This is a genomic window from Mesobacillus zeae, from assembly GCF_003570705.1.
Lineage (GTDB): Bacteria > Bacillota > Bacilli > Bacillales > Cytobacillaceae > Mesobacillus_C > Mesobacillus_C zeae.
The window spans coordinates 233,750-258,334 of sequence record NZ_QWVT01000029.1; the positions used below are offsets into that span (position 1 = coordinate 233,750).

19 protein-coding genes and 1 other annotated feature are annotated in these 24,585 nt (G+C 42.3%); of the genes, 16 read left to right on the plus strand and 3 right to left on the minus strand.

All coding sequences use genetic code 11. From position 1 onward, the window contains the following. Positions 1-322: 322 nt before the first annotated feature. The 3 genes from D1970_RS17090 to D1970_RS17100 all read right to left on the minus strand — a co-directional run bounded on the left by D1970_RS17090 (position 323) and on the right by D1970_RS17100 (position 2,416). On the minus strand, positions 323-1,264 hold the full coding sequence (locus tag D1970_RS17090; protein WP_119114073.1) for a hypothetical protein: 942 nt from the start codon (positions 1,262-1,264) through the stop codon (positions 323-325). Positions 1,265-1,904: 640 nt separating this feature from the next. After that, positions 1,905-2,126 carry a hypothetical protein gene (locus D1970_RS17095; protein ID WP_119114074.1) on the minus strand — a complete coding sequence of 74 codons (222 nt, stop codon included), beginning with the start codon at positions 2,124-2,126 and terminating at the stop codon, positions 1,905-1,907. Between the two features lie 2 nt (positions 2,127-2,128). Beyond that, positions 2,129-2,416, minus strand: a complete 288-nt coding sequence (locus tag D1970_RS17100; RefSeq protein ID WP_119114075.1) for a helix-turn-helix domain-containing protein — start codon at positions 2,414-2,416, stop codon at positions 2,129-2,131. A 303-nt stretch (positions 2,417-2,719) separates the two neighbouring features. Here D1970_RS17100 and D1970_RS17105 point away from each other — a divergent pair, with 303 nt between their 5' ends. The 16 genes from D1970_RS17105 to clpX all read left to right on the plus strand — a co-directional run bounded on the left by D1970_RS17105 (position 2,720) and on the right by clpX (position 24,423). After that, positions 2,720-3,283 (plus strand): tyrosine-type recombinase/integrase, encoded by a 564-nt coding sequence (locus tag D1970_RS17105; RefSeq protein ID WP_119114076.1) that lies wholly within the window; start codon positions 2,720-2,722, stop codon positions 3,281-3,283. Positions 3,284-3,428: 145 nt separating this feature from the next. After that, on the plus strand, positions 3,429-4,898 hold the full coding sequence (locus D1970_RS17110) for a DUF8370 family protein (RefSeq protein WP_119114077.1): 1,470 nt from the start codon (positions 3,429-3,431) through the stop codon (positions 4,896-4,898). Positions 4,899-5,061: 163 nt separating this feature from the next. Further along, positions 5,062-5,604: a recombinase family protein gene (locus D1970_RS17115; protein WP_374978561.1), complete on the plus strand. Its 543-nt coding sequence runs from the start codon at positions 5,062-5,064 to the stop codon at positions 5,602-5,604. A 493-nt stretch (positions 5,605-6,097) separates the two neighbouring features. Then, the gene (locus tag D1970_RS17120; RefSeq protein WP_119114078.1) at positions 6,098-7,942 is read left to right on the plus strand and encodes an HsdM family class I SAM-dependent methyltransferase; all 1,845 of its coding nucleotides are present in this window, start codon (positions 6,098-6,100) and stop codon (positions 7,940-7,942) included. After that, positions 7,939-8,901: a restriction endonuclease subunit S gene (locus D1970_RS17125; protein ID WP_119114079.1), complete on the plus strand. Its 963-nt coding sequence runs from the start codon at positions 7,939-7,941 to the stop codon at positions 8,899-8,901. Before D1970_RS17120 ends, D1970_RS17125 begins: the two co-directional genes overlap by 4 nt. Positions 8,902-10,866: 1,965 nt before the next feature. Next, positions 10,867-11,772 (plus strand): branched-chain-amino-acid transaminase, encoded by a 906-nt coding sequence (ilvE, locus tag D1970_RS17140; protein WP_119114081.1) that lies wholly within the window; start codon positions 10,867-10,869, stop codon positions 11,770-11,772. Positions 11,773-11,777: 5 nt separating this feature from the next. Further along, positions 11,778-12,034, plus strand: a binding site (T-box leader). Positions 12,035-12,162: 128 nt separating this feature from the next. Further along, positions 12,163-13,881, plus strand: a complete 1,719-nt coding sequence (gene ilvB, locus D1970_RS17145; RefSeq protein WP_119114082.1) for an acetolactate synthase large subunit — start codon at positions 12,163-12,165, stop codon at positions 13,879-13,881. Then, a complete protein-coding gene (ilvN, locus tag D1970_RS17150) occupies positions 13,878-14,393 on the plus strand; it encodes an acetolactate synthase small subunit (RefSeq protein WP_119114083.1) in 516 nt (171 codons plus the stop codon). Before ilvB ends, ilvN begins: the two co-directional genes overlap by 4 nt. Before the next feature lie 28 nt (positions 14,394-14,421). Further along, positions 14,422-15,444 (plus strand): ketol-acid reductoisomerase, encoded by a 1,023-nt coding sequence (gene ilvC / locus D1970_RS17155; protein ID WP_119114084.1) that lies wholly within the window; start codon positions 14,422-14,424, stop codon positions 15,442-15,444. Further along, entirely contained in the window at positions 15,431-16,969 is a 1,539-nt protein-coding gene (locus D1970_RS17160; protein WP_119114085.1) for a 2-isopropylmalate synthase, read from the plus strand. Before ilvC ends, D1970_RS17160 begins: the two co-directional genes overlap by 14 nt. Positions 16,970-16,988: 19 nt before the next feature. Continuing rightward, the gene (leuB, locus tag D1970_RS17165; protein WP_119114086.1) at positions 16,989-18,101 is read left to right on the plus strand and encodes a 3-isopropylmalate dehydrogenase; all 1,113 of its coding nucleotides are present in this window, start codon (positions 16,989-16,991) and stop codon (positions 18,099-18,101) included. A 20-nt stretch (positions 18,102-18,121) separates the two neighbouring features. After that, entirely contained in the window at positions 18,122-19,534 is a 1,413-nt protein-coding gene (gene leuC, locus D1970_RS17170; RefSeq protein ID WP_119114087.1) for a 3-isopropylmalate dehydratase large subunit, read from the plus strand. 27 nt (positions 19,535-19,561) lie between these two features. After that, a complete protein-coding gene (leuD, locus tag D1970_RS17175; protein ID WP_119114088.1) occupies positions 19,562-20,146 on the plus strand; it encodes a 3-isopropylmalate dehydratase small subunit in 585 nt (194 codons plus the stop codon). A gap of 185 nt (positions 20,147-20,331) precedes the next feature. Further along, the gene (locus D1970_RS17180; protein WP_119114089.1) at positions 20,332-21,354 is read left to right on the plus strand and encodes a tetratricopeptide repeat protein; all 1,023 of its coding nucleotides are present in this window, start codon (positions 20,332-20,334) and stop codon (positions 21,352-21,354) included. Positions 21,355-21,507: 153 nt separating this feature from the next. Further along, positions 21,508-22,794 (plus strand): trigger factor, encoded by a 1,287-nt coding sequence (tig, locus tag D1970_RS17185; protein ID WP_119114090.1) that lies wholly within the window; start codon positions 21,508-21,510, stop codon positions 22,792-22,794. A gap of 363 nt (positions 22,795-23,157) precedes the next feature. Further along, positions 23,158-24,423 carry an ATP-dependent protease ATP-binding subunit ClpX gene (gene clpX, locus D1970_RS17190; protein WP_119114091.1) on the plus strand — a complete coding sequence of 422 codons (1,266 nt, stop codon included), beginning with the start codon at positions 23,158-23,160 and terminating at the stop codon, positions 24,421-24,423. Positions 24,424-24,585: the final 162 nt, after the last annotated feature.

Below are 24,585 nucleotides of genomic sequence, written 5' to 3' on the forward strand. Positions count from 1 at the left end.
GCGTGGTAGAGACAGTAAGATTGAGCGTTTAGCGAAAATCCACTTGCCGAAGGTTATATATGAATAACTAGCGGCCTTCCATAAGACAATATATGGATACATGATGGTGAGCCGAGAACGAAGTGAGCGGTGATATCCATCTAGCTTAATAATAGTGGAAGAAATCTATCCTTTTGTAGTTATGAATACAGGGTAGTTATCTATTCACTCATATGGTTTGTGGAGGACACTTTACCCACCAGCAGTTGTTAATACATGAACAAGAACAACATAAGAAAACCGCAGGGGAGGGTTGTATGGCTTCTACTGCGGCTGTTGTTGGTTATTTGTTATCTACTACTCTTTGGATGAACTCTTTTGCTGCTACTTTCTCCTTATGAGCTTTCTCATACTTCATAGGTTTATCTAGGCTAGTGAAGAGGCTAAGTACATCAAAGAATGTGGTGTTGCCGACCTGCCCCCTGTTTACAACCTCTGGATGCAAGTAGAATGTTTTCTTAGCCAGTGTGCTCCCTGCTGGACCTTCCTCTCGTAGGATGCCTGCATTACCTAGTGCTCTGATGTGAGCCTTGACTGTGTTCACGCTATCTCCCATAAGCTCAGCAATGCCAGCTAATCGTAGTGGGGTAATCTTATCCGCATTAGGTTCATGCGGGTTACCTACTACTATCAATGTATTGAAGTCGATGTAGAGGCTTAACTTAATGAAGAAGCCGAGTTCCTTTATATTAAGTTTATCGAAGAAGTGGCGGCTCGTTGTCTTATACACCCTTGTGAATGGAGTCTTCTTGTCTCGTAGTTCTCCCATTCTTACATAGTCAGAGTTAATGATGTAGGTAGGGTACTTGTCCGACCCATGTTGGATAACTAATCCTAGCTCAATGAGTTTCTCTACGTTACGTTGCAGCTGTCTGACACTCACACCCGCTATCTGGCTTAATTCCTTCTGAGTCATAGCCTGTTTATTCTTAATTAAGAGTCCGTCTCCTTCCCATTGTACGTAGCTGAATAGCTTATAGAATGTTCCTGCTTCTGCATGGGTTAGTTGTTTATATAGCTTCATTAATCCATGGCTTTGCATAAGGAATTCACGTCCTTTGTGAATAGTTTTATATTGCTCCGCCGTCGTCTTTTTTCGTAGAGCCTCTGCCTGCTCCCTATGAGTCCTCTTGTAAACCTTATATAGTTCTATTTTTCCTTCTGGAATGCTGATTTCACCACTCTTTACTTGACTCAGGATTTTTTCCGATTGTGATTCACTCATCTTAACTTCCCCCGTTTCTACTATTAATTGTGTCATTGCATAGTCATAATTCAAACCTAAGCGATATAGTCGCTTTTTGTCCATCTAAAAGTTGAACTATTTCCGTATTAAAAGAAAAAAAGTACCACAAATTTCAGTGGCAAGGTATACCTATTGTAATTGGTAAAGTGAAGTTCGGTGCCCAGGGGGTCTCTGTGAGAAGGGAGTAGCATAAATGCTAGTCCTTTGCCTACGGCTGGTAGGGTGTAGCTTCTGCTCTTTAATTGGAGAACTGCCATTCATCTAGTTCACACGCAACAAAACAAAAAGGCGGAAAGAGAAGTACATTCCTTGTCTTAGTCAATGGGTTGTTCCGCTTCGCTTCACAAAACTTTTAGCAAAGAACGCTAAAACTTCAAGCCTCATTGACAAAGCCACTTCCAGCCGTTGCGGTCATATTGCCGACGACACACACTGAATTAGGGAGTTTATATGGCTTCTCGTCGCTTTTCTAGTGTAACAGGTGGAAGAAGATAGAGGGAAAAGGAAAGCTGCTCCTTGCCCCTTTAAGACCGTGGACGCTGTCCACACCTGACCTCCAAGCACTCCTAAATTAGGAGCGAAAAGACCTTCCCTCTAAAGTGATCGTGTGCAGATAAGGTCAATTCTCTAAAAGAGAACGTGGAGTACAACGATAATTGGGATTTTTATGAGCTTCTAGCAAAAAATCTGTGCCATTTGAAGGGTGATAGGTAGGTTTATCCCTATGCAGCCATGTAAGCCATTGAATCCTAAAAAGGTTAGCTTCTCGTTGTGCTTCTGTCGTGTCTATTAAAGCATTTTGTTGTTCAAGCCTTTTGATAATCTCGATATGGTCTATCATTGTTATTGCTCCCACCTTTCAATAAATTCACCATCAGCAAAATACATGTGATACAGGTATTCATTAATTGCCTTTTCATGTTTACGAGGTACTTTTCTAACCCCTGTTTCAATTTCAGACAATGTTGACTTAGGAATCTTTAAAAATTCACTAGCTTGAACCAGTGAAAGGGAATCGTGCGCTCGTTTTATGCGAATTTGGCGCCCTATCGGTAAACCATCACAAAAAACAAGTGCATGCTTCATTTCCATTGCCCTCATAAGACTGTCTCGTTCTTCTTGTGTAATCATATATATCAATCCTTTACGGTTATTTAAGATTGGAGTCCCCCAGGAGAAAGGAAAGGAGGACTCACTATTCTAGGAGAGGGAGGAACTTACCTCAAAACCATCTAAACCATTTGATTCCATAATTGCAAGAACTTTTTTCATTAATTTTGTTCATTTACGAGTGTAAGAAAATAGCCAAAATCATACACTCATTTCCTTGGTATTACTGGAAAAGTGCCTTTTTTGGTGCTATGCCCTATACATATAAAAAAATCGTACACTCATTTTATTGATATTACTGACTTGAAAGGAGACGGAGAAAAAATGACGGCTAAAGCAGGGGTTTATGACGTTCAACCAATTAGGAGCAAAGAAAAACTGGAGGACATAAAATGGAGCTTAAAGAAATGGTGCGGCCAGAGGGATTACATTCTATTTCTTATTGGCATCAATACAGGGCTGCGTGTCGGCGACCTAGTAAAAATCAAAGTGAAGGATGTTAAGCGAAAGAAGAAAGTCACTGTAAAGGAAGGAAAGACTAAGAAATCAAGGGTAATCCAGTTTACAAACATTTATGACGAAATCCAAGCCTATATAAATACACTGGAAGGCACAGAATGGCTTTTCCCCAGCCGCCAGGGCGGAAGCCATATAACAACTACTCAGGCATACAGGCAGATTGTAAAGGCTGCTAAAATGGTGGATATTGAGGATGGCATTGGCACCCATACCATGCGGAAAACATTTGGCTATTGGTTTTATAAACAGACAAAAGACATGGCAAAACTTCAAGAAATCCTGAACCACTCAAAGCCTGAAATTACAAAACGATATATCGGCATTACCCAAGAGGAAATAGAAGACAGCTTAAATGAATTTGTATTATAAAGGGAAATCAGAAACAACCATATTGACATTATCACAGTATAAAGCATTGAATATTGTCGGATTATTCCAAATTTTGTTGTAACACGCACAGTATTTATATAGAATTATCAATATATACCAGTTCCGAAAAAGGGGGTTATAGCCAATGAACTTAAAAGTATATTTTTCTGATTTTCTTGAAGTAGAACCAAGTGTACTTTATGAATATGGTGCATTCGATGTTTCACTTATAAATGATTTGCCTTTATTTATCGACCCCTTTCTTCTTTTTAATAGCACCAAGAAAGAGTATCAAGACTTGCATCAAAACATGTTAAAATATCTTGGGTTTCTAAGGGATAAAGCTCAGGAAAAAACTCTTTCTCCTGGATTATTAAAAGCTTGGTTTATGTTTCCTGAAATCAAGCAAAATTGGTTGGGGTTTTCTAAGAGTGGAAATGGGGGCAGCGGACTAGGGCGAGACTTCGCAGTTGCTTTGCATAGCAATTTAAATAGTGTGCTCTCAGAGTTTGGAATGGAAAAAGTGACAAAAAGCAGCCATCTTGAAAAGCTATGCATTATTAAGGACAAGGTGGGCAGAGACAATATCAGCGATTTTACCACAAGATTAATACATGAATACTTACTGAAATATACTCAAACGTTCGCTTTAAAACACTTGAACAAAAAGTATGTTAAAAAGGTTACAGTCAACAACGTAAGGTTCAATTATAAAACGGAAACCTGGGAAAGAGATGCTTATGATTTGCCGTATATAAACGGAGATTATGTTCTTTTAACACCTATGGATATTCTTACAAAAGATGACACTTGGATTAATAAAACAGATATGGTAAAGGATTTTTCATTAATCCCCGCCTGTATTGATAACGAACAGTTAAGGTTTCAAATAAACAACTATTTTATTTCGATTTTGCCGAAAAAACCTTCTGCGAAAGACCGAAGTCTTGCTGTAACCAGAGTAGTATCAGAATACCCTGAGTTCGTTGACTTTTATATAAAATTTAAGGAACAGCACGGAGGTCAAGCTCAAGCCCGTAGCATCGAAAAAGTAAAAGAATCCGCTCAATTTTATGTAGAGAAATTTAAAGAACTTATTGAACTGCTTGAAAAAGAAACGGATTTTTATAAAGTAAAAGAGGACACCTTTGAGGAATCTTTGCAGAGGGTCATGTTTTTAAAACATGTTATCGAGAATAACGATGGCTATCGAATTTTCTATTCAAAGGGAATGGCTATAAAAAAGGAAGAAGACCTTCAAATTTTATACAGGCTGACTTGGTTTGCCGCTGATTCTGACGTGAATAGAGAAGTAAATAATGGGAGGGGGCCTGTGGATTTTAAAGTATCCAAGGGAAATAAAGATAAGACGCTTATCGAATTTAAATTGGCAAGTAATTCACAGTTGAAAAAGAATTTGAAGAACCAAGTACCAATATATGAGGCTGCGAATGAAACAAAAAAATCAATAAAAGTAATTTTATACTTTTCTGAGCAGGAATTAAAAAAAGTGCAAAAAATATTACAAGAGCTTGGCTTACAGGAAGCCAAAAACATAATTCTAATCGATGCCAGGAATGATAATAAGCCTTCTGCTTCTACTGCTTCTGCTTAACTGATAGTTCCGTAATAATATCACTTTATATAGTTTGCCACTCAAGACCACACGATTGTGGTCTTTTTTATTTTAAAAAGGAGAGGGAAATATGAATATTAAAAAATTTGGCTGTGTACGTGTGAGTAGCAAGGACCAGAACGCAGGATAGTAGCTTGCTTCAATGAGAGAGCATGATATTGAGGACAGGGATATTTTCCTGGATAAACAGAGTGGAAAGAACTTTGAGCGTGACAAATACCAGGCATTAAAGCAGTGTTTGCGTGAAGGAGATATTCTGTATATCCATTCCCTGGATAGGTTCGGAAGGAACAAAGATGACATTCTGAATGAATGGCAGGACATCACAGGGAATATAAAGGATGATATTGTAGTACTGGATATGCCGCTGCTGGACACTACGAAATACAAGGACAGCATGGGAACCTTTATATCCGACCTTGTATTACAAATCCTTTCATGGATGGCAGACGAGGAACGGGAACGCATCAGAAAAAGGCAGCGTGAAGGAATAGACGTAGCTCTAAAGAATGGCAAGCAGTTTGGCAGACCAAAAACAGAAGCGACGGAGAAGTTTTGCCGAGCATATGAAAAGTGGAAAGCAGGGGAAATCACCGCCACCGCTGCCATGGAAGAAGCAGGGATGAAACGCACAACTTTTTATAAACTAGCGAAGGAAATAGAGGAACAGGAGAAAGGAGCATGAGGACATTAGCCGCCATCCAGTCACGAGTGAGTATGAGCAAATCATTCACAGAGTAGCAAGAGAGCCAAAAGCCGTAAGTTAGCCAATTTAATGGATGAAATGGAGGCGACATACAAAGTGTGCCAGCAATAAGAAATGAAGCATGGGAAAGCCGAAATAAGGCTGTTATAGCCCTATACAGAAAAATAAGTTTAAGTAGAGACTTATAGGTGAAATATTTCGCATGTTTCATTAATTGACACCAAGACTAGCATAAATAAAGGCCCTTTAACCTTCAATGTATTGATTCCATTGGGCTAGAGGGCTTTTGATATATTGGTAGCACTTTATTCTCAGATGGCATACGCCCCTACATCTAGGAGGGAGGAGCAATACAATAATCATTGTTTGTAGAAAAGGCATTCAACTAACAGGCATTTTATAGTAAAATTGTTATTGTCGGAAATTTTACAGAGCAAAAAAATGTAAATGCGAAAAATAAGGAAGTGCAAATATGGCTAAAAGAAAAATATCGGAGACTGAAACTGAATGGCTTTTTAAGGATTTGCTTCAAGAAAAAGGCTATTTTGATAACGAAGATATTATTGTTGAATTTAAAGATGCGACAGCAAATGAAAAAATAAAAAAATTACTTTTAAATGCTAGTAAAAAAGGCACAAAAAAAGGGATACCAGATTTTATCCTAAGGTCATATAGATACCCAGATATCATTTTCCTAGTAGAATGTAAAGCGGACACCAAATTTCATAGCAGTTTAACCAGAGAAAGGTATGCTGATTATGCAGTTGACGGAGTATTGCTTTACTCGTCTTTTGTTTCAAAAGAGTTCGATGTACTATCCATTGCTTTAAGTGGAAGTGAAGATAATTATGAAGTAAGTGCATACTGGCAGTTAAAGGGAACCGATGATGTTCAAGAAGTGAAGTCGGAGAATCTTTTAACTTATGATAATTACTTAAGGTTAATTTTGGAATCAGATGAAGCTTTCCATAGAGACTATTCAAAGCTATTGACTTATGCCAAATTGTTGAACAGCAATCTTCATAAGAAAAAAATTAAAGAATCCTACCGAGCTTTACTTATTTCAGGAATACTTGTAGCACTACAAAATGATGCATTTAGGATATCGTACAACACTCACAAAACAGCTAACGCATTAATCAGTTCTTTATTAGGAGCTATCTCTACGGAGTTAAGAGCAGACCCTAAAAAGGACAAAAATACGGATGTAGTATTAGGGGCATTTGATTTTATCAAAACAAACAAGACCTTCTCTGACAGTAAAAAAGGGTTATTGGCATTAACAGAAGTTATCACTTCAATTAAGGATAACGTTTATACGTTCCTAGACAAATATAAATACATTGATACGCTAAGTCAGTTCTATATAGAATTCTTACGCTATGCAAATACTGATAAGGGCTTAGGCATTGTACTTACACCAATGCACATTGCGCAATTGTTCGCTAAGATGGCTAATGTAAGAAAGGATACCACTGTACTTGACAATGCAGCAGGAACTGGTGGGTTCCTAGTGGCTTCCTTGGGAGAAATGATGATTGATGCAGGTGATGATGAAACAAAAATTGAAGAAATACGTGAAAAGCAAGTTTATGGAATTGAATATGAATCTAGTAATTTAGCATTGCTAGTTTCAAATATGATAATACATTCAGATGGTCGCAGTAACATCATTTGGGGTGATACATTTGACGTGGTTCCTAGTAAGCTAAAAGGAAAAAATTTAATTGACGTTGGTCTTCTTAACCCACCATTTAAGATGGATAAAGACGATATTTATGAATTTGAATTTATTTATTCTAATTTAGATGCCGTTAAAGAAAAGGGGACTGTTATAGCACTGGTTCCTGCAAGTGTAGTTACAGATACTTCAGGAGCAAATTACGAATACAAAAAGCGATTGCTTAAAAATCATACACTTGAAGCAGTAGTTTCATTGCCTGAAGAGTTGTTTGCTAATAGTAAAACATCTGTAGTAACTGTGGGTATTGTAATCACAGCTCATGTTCCGCATCCTAAGTATAAAGAAACATGGTTCGGATATTGGAGAAATGATGGCTTTGTTAAAACCAAGAAATACGGGCGCGCAGATGTAAATAGACAGTGGGACGGCGAAAAAGGATTAGAGCGGCAATGGTTAAATGCTTTTATGAACAGAAAGGAAATAGCTGAATTCAGTATAAACAAGATAGTTACTCCAGAAGATGAATGGATTGCAGAGGCATATTTAGAAACTGATTATAGTTCCCTAGATATGAGAGCATTTGAAAAGACAGTTCGTAAGTATCAGGCATTTAAGATGGAGAATGGTCTATGAAGTTAGTTCGTGTGGAAGAATTATTTGAAGTAAAATATGGCGTGAATTTAGACCTGAATAAGTTAGAAGAAGTTTCAATCAATTCTCCGAATGCCATTCCTTACGTTGGGCGTAGCGGAAAACATAATGGTGTTACTGCTTTCGTTGAAAAAATTAGTGTAACCCCCAATCCACCAATGACTATTTCGGTTGCTGGGGGAGGAAGCGTAATGTCCAGTTTCTTACAAGAGTTTCCTTATTACTCAGGAAGAGATTTGTTTTATTTGAAACCGAAAGTAAACATGTCGAAGCCAGTCCTACTATACTACTGCACTGCTTTATCAATGAATAAGTTCAAGTTCAGCTATGGTAGGCAAGTAAATCGAACTTTAGCTCAATTGCTGATTCCAGATATAACCGAAATTCCTACTTCAATATTAGATTACAGTATTGATGATAGCATTGGAATCAGACAGTTTGAATTCTTAAATAATAAGGTGAGCTCGGTTGGAAAGGTTTTGGGAAATCAAGATGACAGCAACTTTAAAATGTTACAAGATATCTTTCATATGTATAATGGGGTTGCATCCAGTAATTTAGCTATTCAGCCTGAAAAAGCAAATGAGTATTTAATACCTTTTGTTAGGCCGTCAAAATGGCAGTCCACGAGTTATACAGGTTATGTTGATATTCGTACTGTCCCCCAAAATAAAGTTTTTCCAGCAGGCACACTCTATGTTTCAACTAATGGTGCAGGAAGCCACACTTATTCTTATGTATCTATCGAATCTTTTGTACCAAACAGTGATGTTACAGTACTAATTCCCAAACAAGAGTTAAGTTTAGAGCAAAAATTAGCCTATGCAACCTTAATAACGGCTAATAGATTCAAATTCTCTTATGGTAGAAAACCAAAAGGAGACAAGTTAAAAACTATTTTGCTTCCAGTCTTAAAATCATTAAGCTTAAATAGTCTTTAAATTGCTTAAGATACAAGTAGGGACATTAGCGTGTCCCTATTTGAATTTTAAGACTTCAATTAATTGTAGAAAATACTTGTCCCATAGAATTGTTTATTATAAATTCATATCAGTAGCACAATATTTGATGAAATTAATGAACGTATGCTTTTTGTGCGTATCACTGAGTTTACTAGTCTCTTATAAAAGCAGTGGTGCCAACGCATCACTTAAATTTTATAATATGTATGGGCGGAATTGGCAGACGCGCACGACTCAAAATCGTGTTCTAGTACTTAAATGATTAGACAACTTGTAGTATCAGAACCAACATCAGACAAGTTAATTAAAGAACATATACAAGTTAGTTAAATAGTGACTCCTAAGGGGTCTCTTTTTTTTGTTAGGATTAGGGAGCGGATTTTCCACATTTAAGGGGGTGAATGGGGCAAGCCCATATTTGGTTTATGCACATGCCTTTGATTTTTCAAATGTATCGATACTGAAACAGGATTATTTTTAACTATTATATTATTGAATTACAGAGTATAAGTAATTATAATAGGAGATAAGTCAATCGGTCTAAGTTCGAAAAGTGACCGTTATACTGAACGGAAGCAAAACAGCGATATATAGAGTAGCTCAGCTGGATAGAGCAACGCCCTTCTAAGGCGTCGGTCGGGAGTTCGAATCTCTCCTGGGACGTAAAAAGTTAAAGAACAAAAGATAAGCCTTCAATAACGTTAAGTGAAACGATCAACATATCGGTCAAATTCGGAGATAAACCCGGGACCGAACTTACGATCGGATGATCATTTTAACGCTATAGTAGGCTTATTTTTTTTATGACGAAAAAGTGATGTGAAGAATGTTCTTTGAAGGATTGACTGGTCTATTGCTAATAAAGATGTTAAGTACTTTGCAAAGCTAGACTTGTTAAAAATCTTTTTTGTCGGATTGGGTTCGATGGAAACTAGTAAAATGTCGTGTACCACGATGGCAGTATAGAACGAACACGGCATTGATAAGGAAATATTACTTGGAAGTTAGATTTTGAAGAAGGAATTAAAGAATGGAATAGAGAATATAAATATTGGGGTTTTTGGTAAAAAAAGAATTAGGGAACAATGAGGGTGGATAATGGTAGGTATATTTGGGTTGATTTTTTCATGGGGAATCCCGGCATTATTATTATGGAGCGTTATATTAAGTATCAGACATATGGCAAAGGAGCCTTTATCAGGAGGGTTTATAGGGAGGACAATAACATTTTTTGTTTCGATATACTCGTATACTTTAAGTTCGCTGGCTTCCTGGCTTGGCCTAATTACTATACTTATGGGATTTGCCGGTTTTACTGAAGGTGCGTTTTTTTTCTCAATCCTGTTCATTTTATTTGGCGGATTTTTGGTGTATAATTATTTCCCGCGTTTTAATATGCCAGATTGAATAGAAATTCACTTAGCTTTCAGTGCTTTTTGGCGGTGACATAGACTGCATTAATCTAGGGTATTTACCCTTTGAAATTAAGGAATAACATTTAGGTAGTCACGGTCGGGAGTTCGAATCTCTCCTGGGACGCTTACTATAGCTACATAATAAAAAACTCACCTTTTGTGGTGAGTTTTTTATTTTTTATTTTTAAAAATAGAGAACTGCCCTGTCGCCTTCTTTTTAGAATGAAAATTGGATAAGCAAAATTTTTTAGTGAAACAGTAAAAAAGTTTTCGGAAAAGCAAATGTGACAGCATCAAGCTTGTAAGCGGATACAAGAATATTGATAAATCTAAATTATCAAATAATTTCAAAAAAACCGGTTGACGAAGGTTTGAAATGGGCGTAGTATAGTCCTCAAATAACAGAACAGTAGCTCAGACAACCGTAGTCGGGAAGGTTATCAAGCCTAGTACAGCGGTGTTTGCGGGATTTTTTACAACTAACATTTTATCCATTTAAAGCGTTTAACAACAAAAGGAGTGTTTGACAGTGCCCGATCAATGGATCTATTTAAACGGTGAATTCGTTACAAAAGAGAATGCCAAAGTCTCGGTCTATGACCATGGATTTTTGTACGGTGATGGCATCTTTGAGGGAATTCGTGTTTACAGCGGCAATATTTTCAGGATGGAGGAGCACATGGATCGCCTTTACCGGTCTGCCAAGTCCATCATGCTTGCGATTCCGCATTCCCAGGAAGAGCTCACCAGCCTGATAGCGGAGACGGTTGAAAGAAATGGGCTTGAGGATGCCTATATCCGCGTTGTCGTATCCAGGGGTGTCGGGGACCTTGGACTGGATCCATATAAGTGTAAAGAAGCAAATGTAGTCATAATTGTTGAGCCATTGGCCATTTTTCCAAAAGAACTATATGAACAGGGACTTGAAATCGTTACAGTCGCAACAAGGAGGAACAGGCCTGACGTATTGAGCCCGAAGGTGAAGTCACTGAACTATCTCAATAACGTCCTCGTGAAAATTGAAGCACACCTCGCGAATGTGAGCGAAGCGCTTATGCTCAACGACCAGGGATACGTAGCTGAAGGGTCGGCGGATAACATTTTCATTATTAAAGGAAACACATTTTACACACCGCCTGGCTATATCGGGGCACTTGAAGGCATTACAAGGAGCGCAGTCATGGATATTGCGGAAGGCCTTGGTTATAAGCTGAAGGAAGAGCCGTTCACAAGGCATGATGTCTATACAGCCGATGAAGTATTTTTGACCGGGACAGCAGCTGAGGTCATTGCTGTAGTCAAAGTTGACGGCCGGGTGATCGGTGATGGCGTCCCTGGATTCCACACAAAGACGATCCTGGAAGAGTTCAGAAAGAGAGTTGTAAGTGAAGGAGTAAAAGTATACAGTCAGTCAGCAGAACCTAATGTTAGCTAAATAGCGATAAAGCAGAGAAGAGGACAAGTAATTTCCTGCAGTACCCATCCACAGAGAGCCGGAATGGTGGGAGCCGGCGATGGACACAGGAAGTGAACTCACCTCGGAGCGCCGCCTTAAAAGGATATTCGAGTAAAGGCGGACGGGTGCTGGCCACCCGTTACCAAACCGGACTTTCACAGTCCACGAGTGCGCGCAGGATTTCCCTGTGCGAATGAGGGTGGTACCGTGGAACAGGAGCAAAGCCTGTTTCATCCCTTGCCTATAAGCAGGCATTTTGGGGGGTGAAACAGGCTTTTTATTATTGAATAAGAAAGCCGGAGGCCGCGTTCCAACAACCCATTACAAAAGGCTAACGGCAGATTTAAAAAAAGTTGGGAGGCAGTATGAATGTTGCAGGAAGCTGCTTTTACAGAAGTAAAAGCTGAAAGCAGCCCGGTAAGCGGGGCTGACTTGTTGATCGAGGCGCTGAAAAAGGAAAACGTGGAAGTAATTTTCGGATATCCCGGTGGTGCAGTATTGCCGATTTACGACAGCATTTATGACTGCAATATCCTTCATGTCCTGCCGAGGCATGAGCAGGGAGGAATACATGCTGCTGAAGGATATGCGAGGGTCAGCGGAAAAGCCGGAGTTGTGATTGCGACTTCTGGGCCAGGGGCCACGAATATAGTGACTGGGCTAGCGGATGCCATGATGGATTCCCTTCCGCTTGTTGTATTCACTGGCCAGGTGGCAACAGGAGTGATTGGAACGGATGCCTTCCAGGAAGCCGACATTCTCGGGATTACGACCCCCATCACGAAATATAATTTTCAGGTCCGGAGGATTGAAGACATTCCAAAAATTATAAAAGAAGCCTTCCATATTGCAACAACAGGCCGGCCAGGGCCAGTACTGATCGATTTTCCCAAAGACATTGCAGCGGCAAAGACGGCAAGACCGGACGAACCAGAAATCTCGCTTCCTGGATACCAGCCAACGATAGAACCCAATTACCTGCAAATCCGAAAATTAACTGAAGCAATCAGCTCTTCGAAAAAACCCGTGATTCTTGCAGGTGCTGGAATTATGCACTCAAACGCAGCGGAAGAATTAAAGGTGTTTGCCGAACAGCAGAATCTTCCGGTTGTCCATACACTGTTAGGTCTTGGCGGTTTTCCGGCAGACCATCCGCTTTTCCTCGGAATGGGAGGCATGCACGGATGCTATGCAGCAAATATGGCCCTTTACGAATGCGATTTACTGATTAATATTGGTGCAAGATTCGACGACAGGCTCACCGGGAACCTCAAGCATTTTGCCCAAAAAGCTGCCGTTGCCCATATTGATATTGATCCAGCAGAAATCGGAAAAAACGTCACAACTAGCATTCCGATTGTTGGAGATGCAAAGGAGGCGCTCAAGCTTCTTGTTAAACAGGGAGGAAAACCTCCTCGGCATGTAGAGTGGATGGCTAAACTTGATAGTTGGAAACTCGAATATCCATACTGGCATGAAGACGTGGAATCGCCAATCAAACCTCAGCGTCTGATGCAGATGCTCCACGAAAAATCAAAAGGAGAAGCCATTGTTGTCACAGATGTAGGCCAGCATCAAATGTGGGCAGCGCAGCATTACTCGATGAGTGCCCCAGGCCGGTGGGTTACATCCGGCGGGCTCGGCACAATGGGCTTTGGTGTTCCTGCCAGTATCGGCGCCCAGCTTGCAGAACCGGATGCCTGCGTTATCGCGGTTGTTGGAGATGCGGGTTTCCAAATGTCCGCCCAGGAGCTTTCTGTCATTGCAGAAATGAATCTGCCGATAAAAATCGCAATATTCAATAATCATTCGCTCGGAATGGTAAGGCAATGGCAAGAAATATTTTACAAAGAAAGATATTCACATAGCAGGATGCCCTCACAGCCTTCATTTATCAAACTTGCGGAGGCATATGGGATCAAAGGATATGAAGTCCATTCTGAGACAGAAGCCGGGGAAGTGCTTGAGGATGTGCTGAATAACAGAGAACCAGTGCTTCTCGATTTCAGGATTGACGCCTCGGAGAATGTATACCCAATGATTGCTCCCGGCAAAGGGCTGCACGAGATGGAAGGTGTTAAAAAATGAAGCGAACCATTACTCTGACAGTCCTGAATCGGCCCGGCGTCCTGAACAGGATCACAAATCTGTTCTCGAAAAGGGACTACAATATTGAAAGTATTTCAGTGGGGCATGCGGAACAAGCGGGAGTTTCAAGGATTACCTGTGTTGTCCATGTTGAAAACGACAGGGTGATTGAACAAATCAGCAAACAGCTCAACAAACAAATTGATGTGCTGAAAGTGACAGACATCAGCGACCAGGCGATCGTAGCCCGGGAACTTGCCTTGGTTAAGGTTGCTGCCCAGCCCAACAACAGAAATGAAATCCAGTCGCTGATCGAGCCATTTAGGGCCTCTGTCATTGATATTGGCAAAGAAAGCATGATTATTCAGATTACCGGAGAAACCGAAAAGGTGGAGGCTTTTATCGAACTTGTCAGGCCTTATGGCATTAAAGAGCTGGCAAGGACGGGAACGACAGCGTTCCCGCGGAGCAGCCAGCGGCCCGGACAGACAAAATCTTGTTCATTAGTCTAAAAAACAAACATAAAGGGAGAGATTACAAATGGCGAAAATGTACTATAACGGAGATGCAAACGAAAGTTATCTAAATGGAAAAAAAGTAGCGGTAATCGGCTATGGATCCCAGGGCCACGCACATGCACAAAACCTGCGCGACAGCGGAGTTGACGTAGTCATTGGATTGCGCGAAGGCAAGTCATGGCAGAAAGCATCACAGGACGGATTTAAGGTTTATCCGGTAGCTGAGGCAACAGCCCAGTCGGATGTCGTAATGATCCTGTTGCCTGATGAAATGCAGCCAGCTGTCTATAAGAATGAAATTGCCCCAAATCTTACAGGCCAGGCATTGATGTTTGCTCATGGATTTAACGTCCATTTCAGCCAGATTGCTCCGCCAAAAGAGTGCGATGTCCTGCTTGTAGCACCAAAAGGGCCTGGCCATCTCGTTCGGAGAACATATACCGAGGGGGCGGGTGTACCGGCGTTGTTCGCCATCTATCAGAATGTGACTGGAGAAGCAAGGGAGCTGGCGCTTGCTTATGCTAAAGGGATTGGATCATTAAGGGCAGGAGCGCTCGAGACGACCTTCAAAGAAGAAACTGAAACAGATCTGTTCGGGGAGCAGGCAGTCTTATGCGGAGGTCTTACTTCTCTCGTTAAAGCGGGTTTTGAAACTCTTACAGAAGCAGGCTACCAGCCGGAGCTCGCATACTTTGAGTGCCTGCATGAGCTGAAATTGATTGTTGACCTGATGTATGAAGGCGGACTTGAAGGAATGCGCTATTCCATCTCCGATACAGCACAATGGGGAGACTTTGTCAGCGGGCCGCGCGTTGTTGACGAGAAGGTGAAGGAAGAAATGAAAGCTGTTTTGAAGGATATCCAGGAAGGTAAATTCGCCAAAGGATGGATCCTTGAGAATCAGGCGAACCGTCCAGTTTTCAATTCGATCAATGAAAGGGAAAAAGAGCATGAAATCGAGAAAGTCGGAAGAGAGCTCCGCAAAATGATGCCTTTCGTCAATCAGGAAAAAAAGAAAGCAGTGGCTGCAAGTGCGCAGAATTAAAATATTCGATACAACGCTTCGTGACGGGGAACAATCAGCCGGCGTCAATCTTAACCATTCCGAAAAGCTTGAAATAGCCAGGCAGCTTGAGAGGCTTGGAGTTGATATTATTGAGGCGGGTTTCCCTGCTGCATCAAAAGGGGATTTTGCCTCGGTAAAGGAATTATCAGACACAATAAAAGGATGCTCAGTTACAGGTCTTGCAAGGGCGGTCATTTCTGATATTGACCGTGCCTGGGAGGCATTAAAAGGAGGGGAGGAGCCAAGGCTCCATATCTTCATTGCAACCTCGCCGATCCATAGGAAATATAAATTGAAGCAGACAAAAGAGGAAGTCATCGAGACAGCTGTCAATGCGGTCAAATATGCGGCGGAAAGGTTCCCTGTCATCCAATGGTCAGCAGAGGATGCCTGCCGGACAGAATTGCCTTTCCTGGCTGAAATCGTTGAAGAAGTGATTGCGGCAGGAGCAAAGGTGATTAACATTCCTGATACGGTTGGATATATCACGCCAGAAGAATATGGAGCGATTTTTCAATATTTACACCGGAACGTTCCATCTATAGGGAAAGTCGAATTATCCACACACTGCCATGATGATCTTGGGCTGGCCATTTCTAATACACTTGCGGGGATTCAAAATGGCGCCAGTCAGGTGGAAGGGACGATTAATGGTATTGGCGAACGTGCAGGCAATGCGGCACTTGAAGAATTAGCTGTAGCTCTTCATATCAGAAAAGATCATTTTCAGGCATCTACTGGGATGAACCTGAAGGAAATCAGCCGAACCAGCAGTCTTGTAAGCAAACTTACTGGATTGACAGTCCCGGCCAATAAGGCAATCGTCGGTAGAAATGCCTTTGCCCATGAATCGGGGATCCACCAGGATGGTGTGCTGAAAGAGAAAACTACTTATGAGATCATTTCGCCAGAACTGGTCGGATACCGGAACAATTCAATGGTGCTTGGCAAACATTCGGGACGGCATGCATTCAAGAACAGGCTGAATGAGCTTGGCCTGAACGTCCCGGATGAAGACATCAGCAGGCTCTTCGCAATCTTTAAGGAACTTGCAGACAGGAAAAAAGAAATGACCGACGAGGATTTGGCTGCGATCATTCTTGAAGAAAGCCTGTCGAAAGAGCAGCAGTTCTATGAGTTATCCTCTATCCAGGTGCAGTACGGAACGAACCAGGTTCCAACTGCAACAGTGACTCTTACTGGCTGTATCAATCAGGTGATTCAGGAGGCATCCACAGGAGCCGGAAGCATTGAAGCACTCTATAATACGCTTGAAAAGTGTATTGATGGGACTATCAATCTCCTTGATTACCGGATCCAGTCGGTGGGAGCGGGGCGAGATGCTCTTGCCCAGGTGTATGTGAAACTCCGTTATGCGGAGATGGAAACGAGTGGAAGAGGACTCGCCCAGGATGTGCTTGAAGCTTCAGCAAAAGCTTATCTCAATGCGGTAAACCGTGTGATATATATGAAGGAAAACACTACAGCAAAGGTATACCAATAAAAATATGGAGGGGAAGGCAATGAATAAGAAAATTGCAGTTTTGCCGGGGGACGGAATCGGTAGAGAAGTGGCAAAGGGTGCAGTTAGCGTTTTACAGGCAGTAGGAGAGCGCTTTGGACACCAATTTTCTTTTACTTTTGCCGGCATTGGAGGCTCTGCTATTCAAGCCTCGGGTACTCCGCTTCCGCAGGAAACAGTTGAAATCTGCCGAAAAAGCGATGCCGTCCTGCTTGGAGCTGTCGGAGGGCCAAAGTGGGATCATCTTCCAGGACATTTACGCCCGGAGAAAGGTTTGCTTGGAATCAGGAAAGAGTTGAACTTATACGCTAATTTAAGGCCGGTCCATTACTATTCAAGCATTTCAGAAACTTCTCCCCTACGGAAGGAAGTGATTGAAGGAGCGGATATGCTCGTTGTCCGGGAACTGACTGGCGGCCTATATTTCGGTAAGCCAAGCGGGAGGTCAAGGAAGAATGGAGAGGACTCCGTTGTCGACACACTATTCTATAAGAAGGAAGAGATGGATAGGGTCATCCGTCTGGCCTTCAGGCTTGCTGAAAAGAGAAGAGGGAAAGTGACCTCAGTGGATAAGGCGAATGTATTGGAATCAAGCCGAATGTGGAGGGAAACAGCAGAAGAAATTGGCCGGGAGTTTCCGCATGTGAAACTCGAACATATGTTGGTCGATAATGCAGCCATGCAGATGATCAAAGCACCGCGCCAGTTTGATGTAATTGTAACGGAAAATATGTTCGGCGATATCCTTAGCGATGAAGCATCCGTGCTGACTGGATCACTAGGCATGCTGCCGTCTGCCAGCCTTTCGGAAAACGGTCCTTACCTTTACGAGCCGATTCACGGCTCTGCTCCGGATATTGAAGGAAAAGACACTGCCAACCCTATTGCCATGATTCTTTCAGCTGCGATGATGCTTCGGATTTCTTTCGGGATGGAGGAAGAAGCGAAGGCAATCGAGAATGCTGTCAAACAAGTACTGGATGCAGGATGCAGGACTGTGGACATTGTTCCGTTCGGCCGCAGGCCAATCGGTACTGCCGAAATGATTGAAGAAATTAAAGCGACCATCCTCGATAACGAAGCTATCTTAAATATTATGGGGGCTTATGCTTGAGTTGGGGAGGAGAGCGGAAGATGGGAAAGACAATTATAGAGAAAATATGGGAAAAACATATCGTCCATAGAGAGGACGGCAAGCCGGATTTATTGTACATTGATCTTCATCTCGTACATGAAGTGACCTCTCCGCAGGCTTTTTCCGGACTAAGGATGAAGAATAGGAGTGTCAGAAGGCCTAACCTGACTTTTGCCACGATGGACCATAATGTTCCTACAACCGACCGTTACCGGATAGAAGATCCGGTAGCGGGGCTGCAGATGGATACATTAAGAATGAATTGCCAAGAATTTGGGGTTGAACTGGCTGATATCCATAGCCCTGATCAGGGTATCGTTCATGTTATCGGCCCTGAGCTCGGATTGACGCAACCTGGAATGACGATCGTTTGCGGCGATAGCCATACCTCGACCCATGGCGCGTTTGGTGCCCTTGCGTTTGGAATCGGTACAAGCGAAGTGGAGCATGTTTTGGCCACCCAGACTTTGTGGCAGACGAAACCGAAAACCTTAAAGATCCAGATTGACGGTGAACTCCAGCTGGGAGTAGGAGCAAAAGATGTGATTCTGTACGTCCTTTCGCAATACGGTGTCAATTTTGGCAGCGGCCATGTGATTGAATTCTGCGGTGAAGCTGTCCGAAAGATGAGCATGGAAGAAAGGATGACTCTTTGCAATATGTCGATTGAAGGAGGCGCAAAAGCGGGCCTTGTTGCTCCTGACGAAATAACATTTTCATATCTTAAGGGACGCCGATATGCGCCAAAGGAAGAGGGATTTGCTTCCGAGGAGAATCGATGGAAGGAACTTAACTCGGATGATAACGCCGTGTATGACAAGGAAATCCTCATTGCTGGCAGCCATATCGCTCCAATGGTCAGCTGGGGGACAAATCCTTCCATGACAGCACCTGTAACCGGAAAAGTACCTTTTCTTGAAGATGTTGAAGGGGAGACTGAGAAAAGAGCGGTCGAACGGGCTTTGAGCTATATGGGTTTGCAGGAGGGCCAGCGGATGAGGGACATTCGGGTCCAAAAAGTCTTCATTGGTTCATGTACCAATTCAAGAATAGAAGATTTGCGAACGGCTGCAGAAATTGTCAGGGGCAGGAAAGTTCATGATGGTGTGGAAGCTATTGTCGTCCCAGGTTCCCAATCCGTAAAAAAGCAGGCGGAACTAGAAGGTCTGGATCAGGTTTTCCTCCAAGCGGGTTTTGAATGGCGTGACTCGGGCTGCAGCATGTGCCTCAGCATGAATGCGGATATTGTGCCTGCAGGAGAACATTGCGCATCCACCTCGAACCGAAACTTTGAAGGTCGCCAAGGGGCAGGTGCAAGGACCCATCTGGTCAGTCCAGCTATGGCGGCGGCAGCTGCAGTTTGCGGGGGCTTTGTCGATGTCAGGGAGCTTGCTGCCCAGACGATTTCATAGCTGCTGGCTGAAAGGAGAGAAGGAAAGATGTCAGGAATAAATGTTTTTACAGGAAAAGCCGTTGGCATGGATAGAGTGAATGTGGACACGGACCAAATCATTCCGAAGCAGTTTCTGAAAAGAATAGAAAAGACGGGGTTTGGCCAATTTTTATTTTACGACTGGCGTTTTCTGAAGGATGGCAGCCCAGACCCTAAGTTCGAATTGAATCTGCCTGAAAATGAGGGAGCTTCCATTCTTGTGGCCAATGAGAACTTTGGCTGCGGTTCGTCAAGGGAGCATGCGCCCTGGGCATTGCAGGATTACGGATTTAAGGTAATTATCGCTCCGTCATTTGCCGATATATTTTACCAGAACTGCCTGAAGAATGGGGTATTGCCCATAGCAACAGATCAATTCCATGTAAGGAGACTGTTTAAAAAAACGAAGCAGCAGCCATGCATGCTGACAGTCTCGCTGGAAGAAAAAACAGTAAAAAGTGAAGGGAATATTCTATTCTCTTTTGACATTCACCCTCACTGGAGAATGATGCTTATGAATGGGCTTGATGAAATTGCGCTCACAATGCAGCTCGAGGATGATATTAAGAAGTTCGAAGCGGTTTCTCGGTAGAATGTTTACTGCAATTCAAATGAATCGCCGCTGACTGGCTGCTTCAGCCTTGTCAGCTGGCGATTTTTTGTTTGTTGAAGTTATCTCATGATATGTGAGATTCACTGCTTCACTGTGAATCTTTTGTTTTTTTGGTCTTTCGTGCTAAACTAACTTCATCAGATTGGATGAAGGCGGTTTTAAGCATGGAAAAACATAATCCAGACAGTAAAAATGTCATTCCTTTCCCGGGTCTGGAGAGCAGGCTCTTAGAAAAAGGGCTCCACTGCCTGCATGACAAAAAATATGGGGAAGCAGCCTCCCTGCTTGAACAGGCTAGGGAAATGGATCCTGAAAATAGCGAGATTTATATCGGGCTTGTCATGGCCTACTTTGAAAGCGGGCATGCGCGTGAAGCGAAGCAGCTTGCTTTTGAAATGCTCAAAGGAGGAATTGGGGATTACATCGAAACAATGGACCTTTATATCATGGTCCTTGTCCAGCTAAATGAATACGAAGAAGTTGTTGCTACAATCGAGGCCTTGCTGGAAGAAAGAGAGGTTCCGAAGGAAAAGCTTGAGCACTTTTCGCGCCTCCTGGATTTCAGCCGGCGAATGGCAGAGACAAAAGATTCGGCAAGCAGCCTCGATACTGTACAGCCGGAAATCTCCGGAGAGCAGCTCGGCCTGCTTGATAAGGAGGACCCTGGGGAGCTGTTGCAAATTATTGCAAGGCTTTCAAAGGAAAATGTACGCCCTTATATAGAAGAAATAAGGGGATATCTATCTTCTGGGGGGGCCAATCCTTTCCAGAAAACACTGCTCCTGAACATCCTAAAGGAGCAGGAGTATGGAAAAGAACTGAGAGTGGAGAAGTTTGGCATGACAGATTCATTTGTGCCTGCTGAGTGCGCGGATCCAAGAGAAACGGAAAAGCTTGTCGCTGTCGGGGAGATTCTTGCGGAGAAGCTTGAAAATGATAACCCGGTACTGTATGACAATATAAGAGGGCTTGCTGAAAGAAGTTTCTTCCTTCTATATCCTTTCGATCCAGAACCTGTGAATCCCGCTGCATGGGCAGCAGCATGCCATTATCTTGGAAATATCTATCATGGCAATGAAGGGGCTATAGAAGACTATGCGCGGCAGTATGGAGTATCCCTGCCTGAAGCAGCCTCCGCCCTTGAATTCATCCGGAAGGCAGAAGAAATTTCTTCCCCGATAATATAGTACAGGCTGTTGAAAGAAATGGAACCTGTGTTATAATGTAGTGGTTGTATTATGTAAAAATCATTCTATTTACATTTGAACTGGAATATTGCTTGTGTGACAAGACATATTCATTGTGAATGAACATGATAATAGATTGTTGGAGGGAATAGTATGTCTGCAAAATGGGAAAAACTTGAAGGGAACCAAGGCGTTCTCACAATTGAAGTCGAAGCAGAAAAAGTCAAAGAAGGTATTGACGCTGCATTTAAGAAAGTTGTGAAAAATATTAATGTACCTGGATTCAGAAAAGGTAAAATGCCACGTGCCCTTTTTGAAAAGCGTTTTGGCATAGAAGCTCTTTACCAGGATGCTGTCGATGTCCTGCTTCCTGAAGCATATGCAAGTGCTATTGAAGAAACTGGCATCGAGCCGGTCGACCGCCCGGAAATCGATGTAGAACAAATTGAAAAAGGCAAAAGCATGATTGTTAAAGCTACAGTTACTGTTAAGCCTGAAGTCAAGCTTGGAGAATACAAAGGTCTTGAAGTGGAAGCTTTCGAAACAGCTGTTGCTGACGAAGAAGTAGAGGCTGAGTTGAAATCTCTTCAAGAAAAGAACGCTGAGCTTGTTGTGAAAGAAGATGGCAAAGCTGAGGACGGCGACACTGTTGTCATCGATTTCGAAGGTTTTGTTGACGGTGAAGCATTCGAAGGCGGAAAAGCTGAGAACTATTCATTAGAACTTGGATCAGGTTCTTTCATCCCTGGCTTCGAAGAGCAGGTAGTAGGACTTGCTGCCGGAGAAGAAAAAGATGTTGAAGTGAATTTCCCTGAAGAATATCATGCTGCAGAGCTTGCAGGCAAGCCAGCAGTATTTAAAATTAAATTGCATGAAATCAAAGCGAAAGAACTTCCTGAATTGGATGATGAATTCGCAAAGGATGCGGACGAAGAAGTTGAAACTTTGGATGCTCTGAAAGAAAAAATCAAAAACCGCATTGCAGCTGACAAGGAGCACCAAAAAGAACACCATGTACAAAATACAGTTGTCGAAAAAGCTGCTGAAAATGCAGAAATCGATGTTCCAGAAGTAATGGTTGAGAGCGAAATCGACCGCATGGTCAAAGAATTTGAACAGCGCCTGCAAATGCAGGGCATGAACCTTGAGCTGTACTTCCAGTTCTCAGGCCAGGATGAAGCAGCCCTTCGCGGACAAATGCAAGAAGAAGCCGCTATCCGTGTTCGTTCAAACCTTACTCTTGAGGCAATCGCTGCAGCAGAAGGCCTTGAAGCAACCGATGAAGACGTAAATGCTGAGCTTGAAAAAATGGCGGAAATGTACAATATGGCTATTGACGACATCAAAGCTGCTCTTGGCAGCCTTGAAGGAATCAAAGGCGACCTTAAGCTTCGCAAAGCAGTCGAATTCCTTGTGGAAAACAGCAAAACTGTAGCATAATATAAGTAACAACCTATACAGGACAAGGCGCGATGTAATCGTGCCTTGTTTTGTACAATTTATACATAAGTATTAAATGGATGATTATCATGAGATACGTCATGTTTTTTAACTGGTAAATGCGGATAAGCGGATTTAATTTCAAGATTTGTGGTTATGCTGATTGGGTACATATTTTTAGCGAATCATGTAGCATAAAACTTTTGAAAAGCCAAGAGTTATTATTTCCTGTTCATTGCCAATATGTGATACAATGCAATACATACCTGTTCTACCAATGGTGGTAACCCAGAAATCAAACCGTTTACCTGCTACTGATTCGCAGCTTAATATATCGCTTAGAAGCTCTCAAGGGGTGAAAAAATGTTCAAATTTAATGATGAAAAAGGACAACTGAAATGTTCTTTCTGCGGCAAGACCCAGGATCAAGTCCGTAAGCTTGTTGCCGGGCCAGGTGTATATATATGTGATGAGTGCATCGAATTATGTACAGAGATCGTAGAGGAAGAGCTTGGCACTGAGGAAGAAGTTGAATTTAAGGATGTTCCGAAGCCGAAGGAAATCCGGGATATTCTCGATGAATATGTAATTGGACAGGATCAAGCAAAGAAAAACCTGTCTGTCGCTGTTTACAACCATTATAAGCGTATCAACTCTAACAGCAAGATTGATGAAGTTGAACTTTCAAAGAGCAATATTGCCATGATTGGACCAACAGGAAGCGGTAAAACGCTTTTGGCTCAAACACTGGCCCGAATCCTGAATGTGCCTTTCGCCATTGCTGATGCGACTTCGCTGACTGAGGCAGGTTATGTGGGTGAGGATGTTGAAAACATTCTCCTTAAACTGATCCAATCTGCAGATTACGATGTGGAGAAAGCAGAAAAAGGGATTATTTATATTGATGAGATTGACAAGATTGCCAGAAAATCCGAAAACCCCTCCATTACAAGAGATGTTTCAGGTGAGGGAGTTCAGCAGGCTCTGCTCAAAATCCTTGAAGGCACGGTAGCAAGCGTACCGCCGCAGGGAGGAAGAAAACACCCTCATCAAGAATTTATCCAAATTGATACAACAAACATCCTGTTCATATGCGGCGGGGCATTCGATGGAATTGAAACCATCATCAAGCGCCGCTTGGGCCAAAAAGTAATCGGATTTGGTTCGGATGTGAAGCAGCAGGAAATAAGCCAAAAAGAGCTTCTATCCAAAGTCCTTCCAGAAGACTTGCTCAAGTTCGGGCTCATTCCGGAATTCATCGGACGTCTTCCGGTTATTGCCAGCCTTGCGATGCTTGATGAAGAAGCATTGGTTGAGATTTTGACAAAGCCAAAGAATGCTCTTGTGAAGCAGTATCAAAAAATGCTTGAACTCGACAATGTTGAGCTTGAGTTTGAAGAAGCGGCCCTGCATGAAATAGCCAAGCGTGCAATCGAACGAAAAACGGGTGCCCGGGGTCTTCGTTCCATCATTGAAGGAATCATGCTTGATGTAATGTATGACCTTCCTTCAAGGGATGATATTATCAAGTGCATCATAACGGGTGAAGCTGTTGAAAACAACAATCCGCCAAAGCTTGTTCTTGCTGATGGAACAGTTGTGAAAGAAGAGCGCAAAACTTCTGCCTAAAACTTAGCATTTTATATGAAAATAAACCCGGTATCGAATGATACCGGGTTTATTTGTATTTACGTATCCTGCTTCGTTTCAATTTTGGCGGCAAATCTTGTTTATTCCAACTGGTAGAGGGGGATACTAGGATATATAAAAAGTATGAATCGCAGGAGGGAA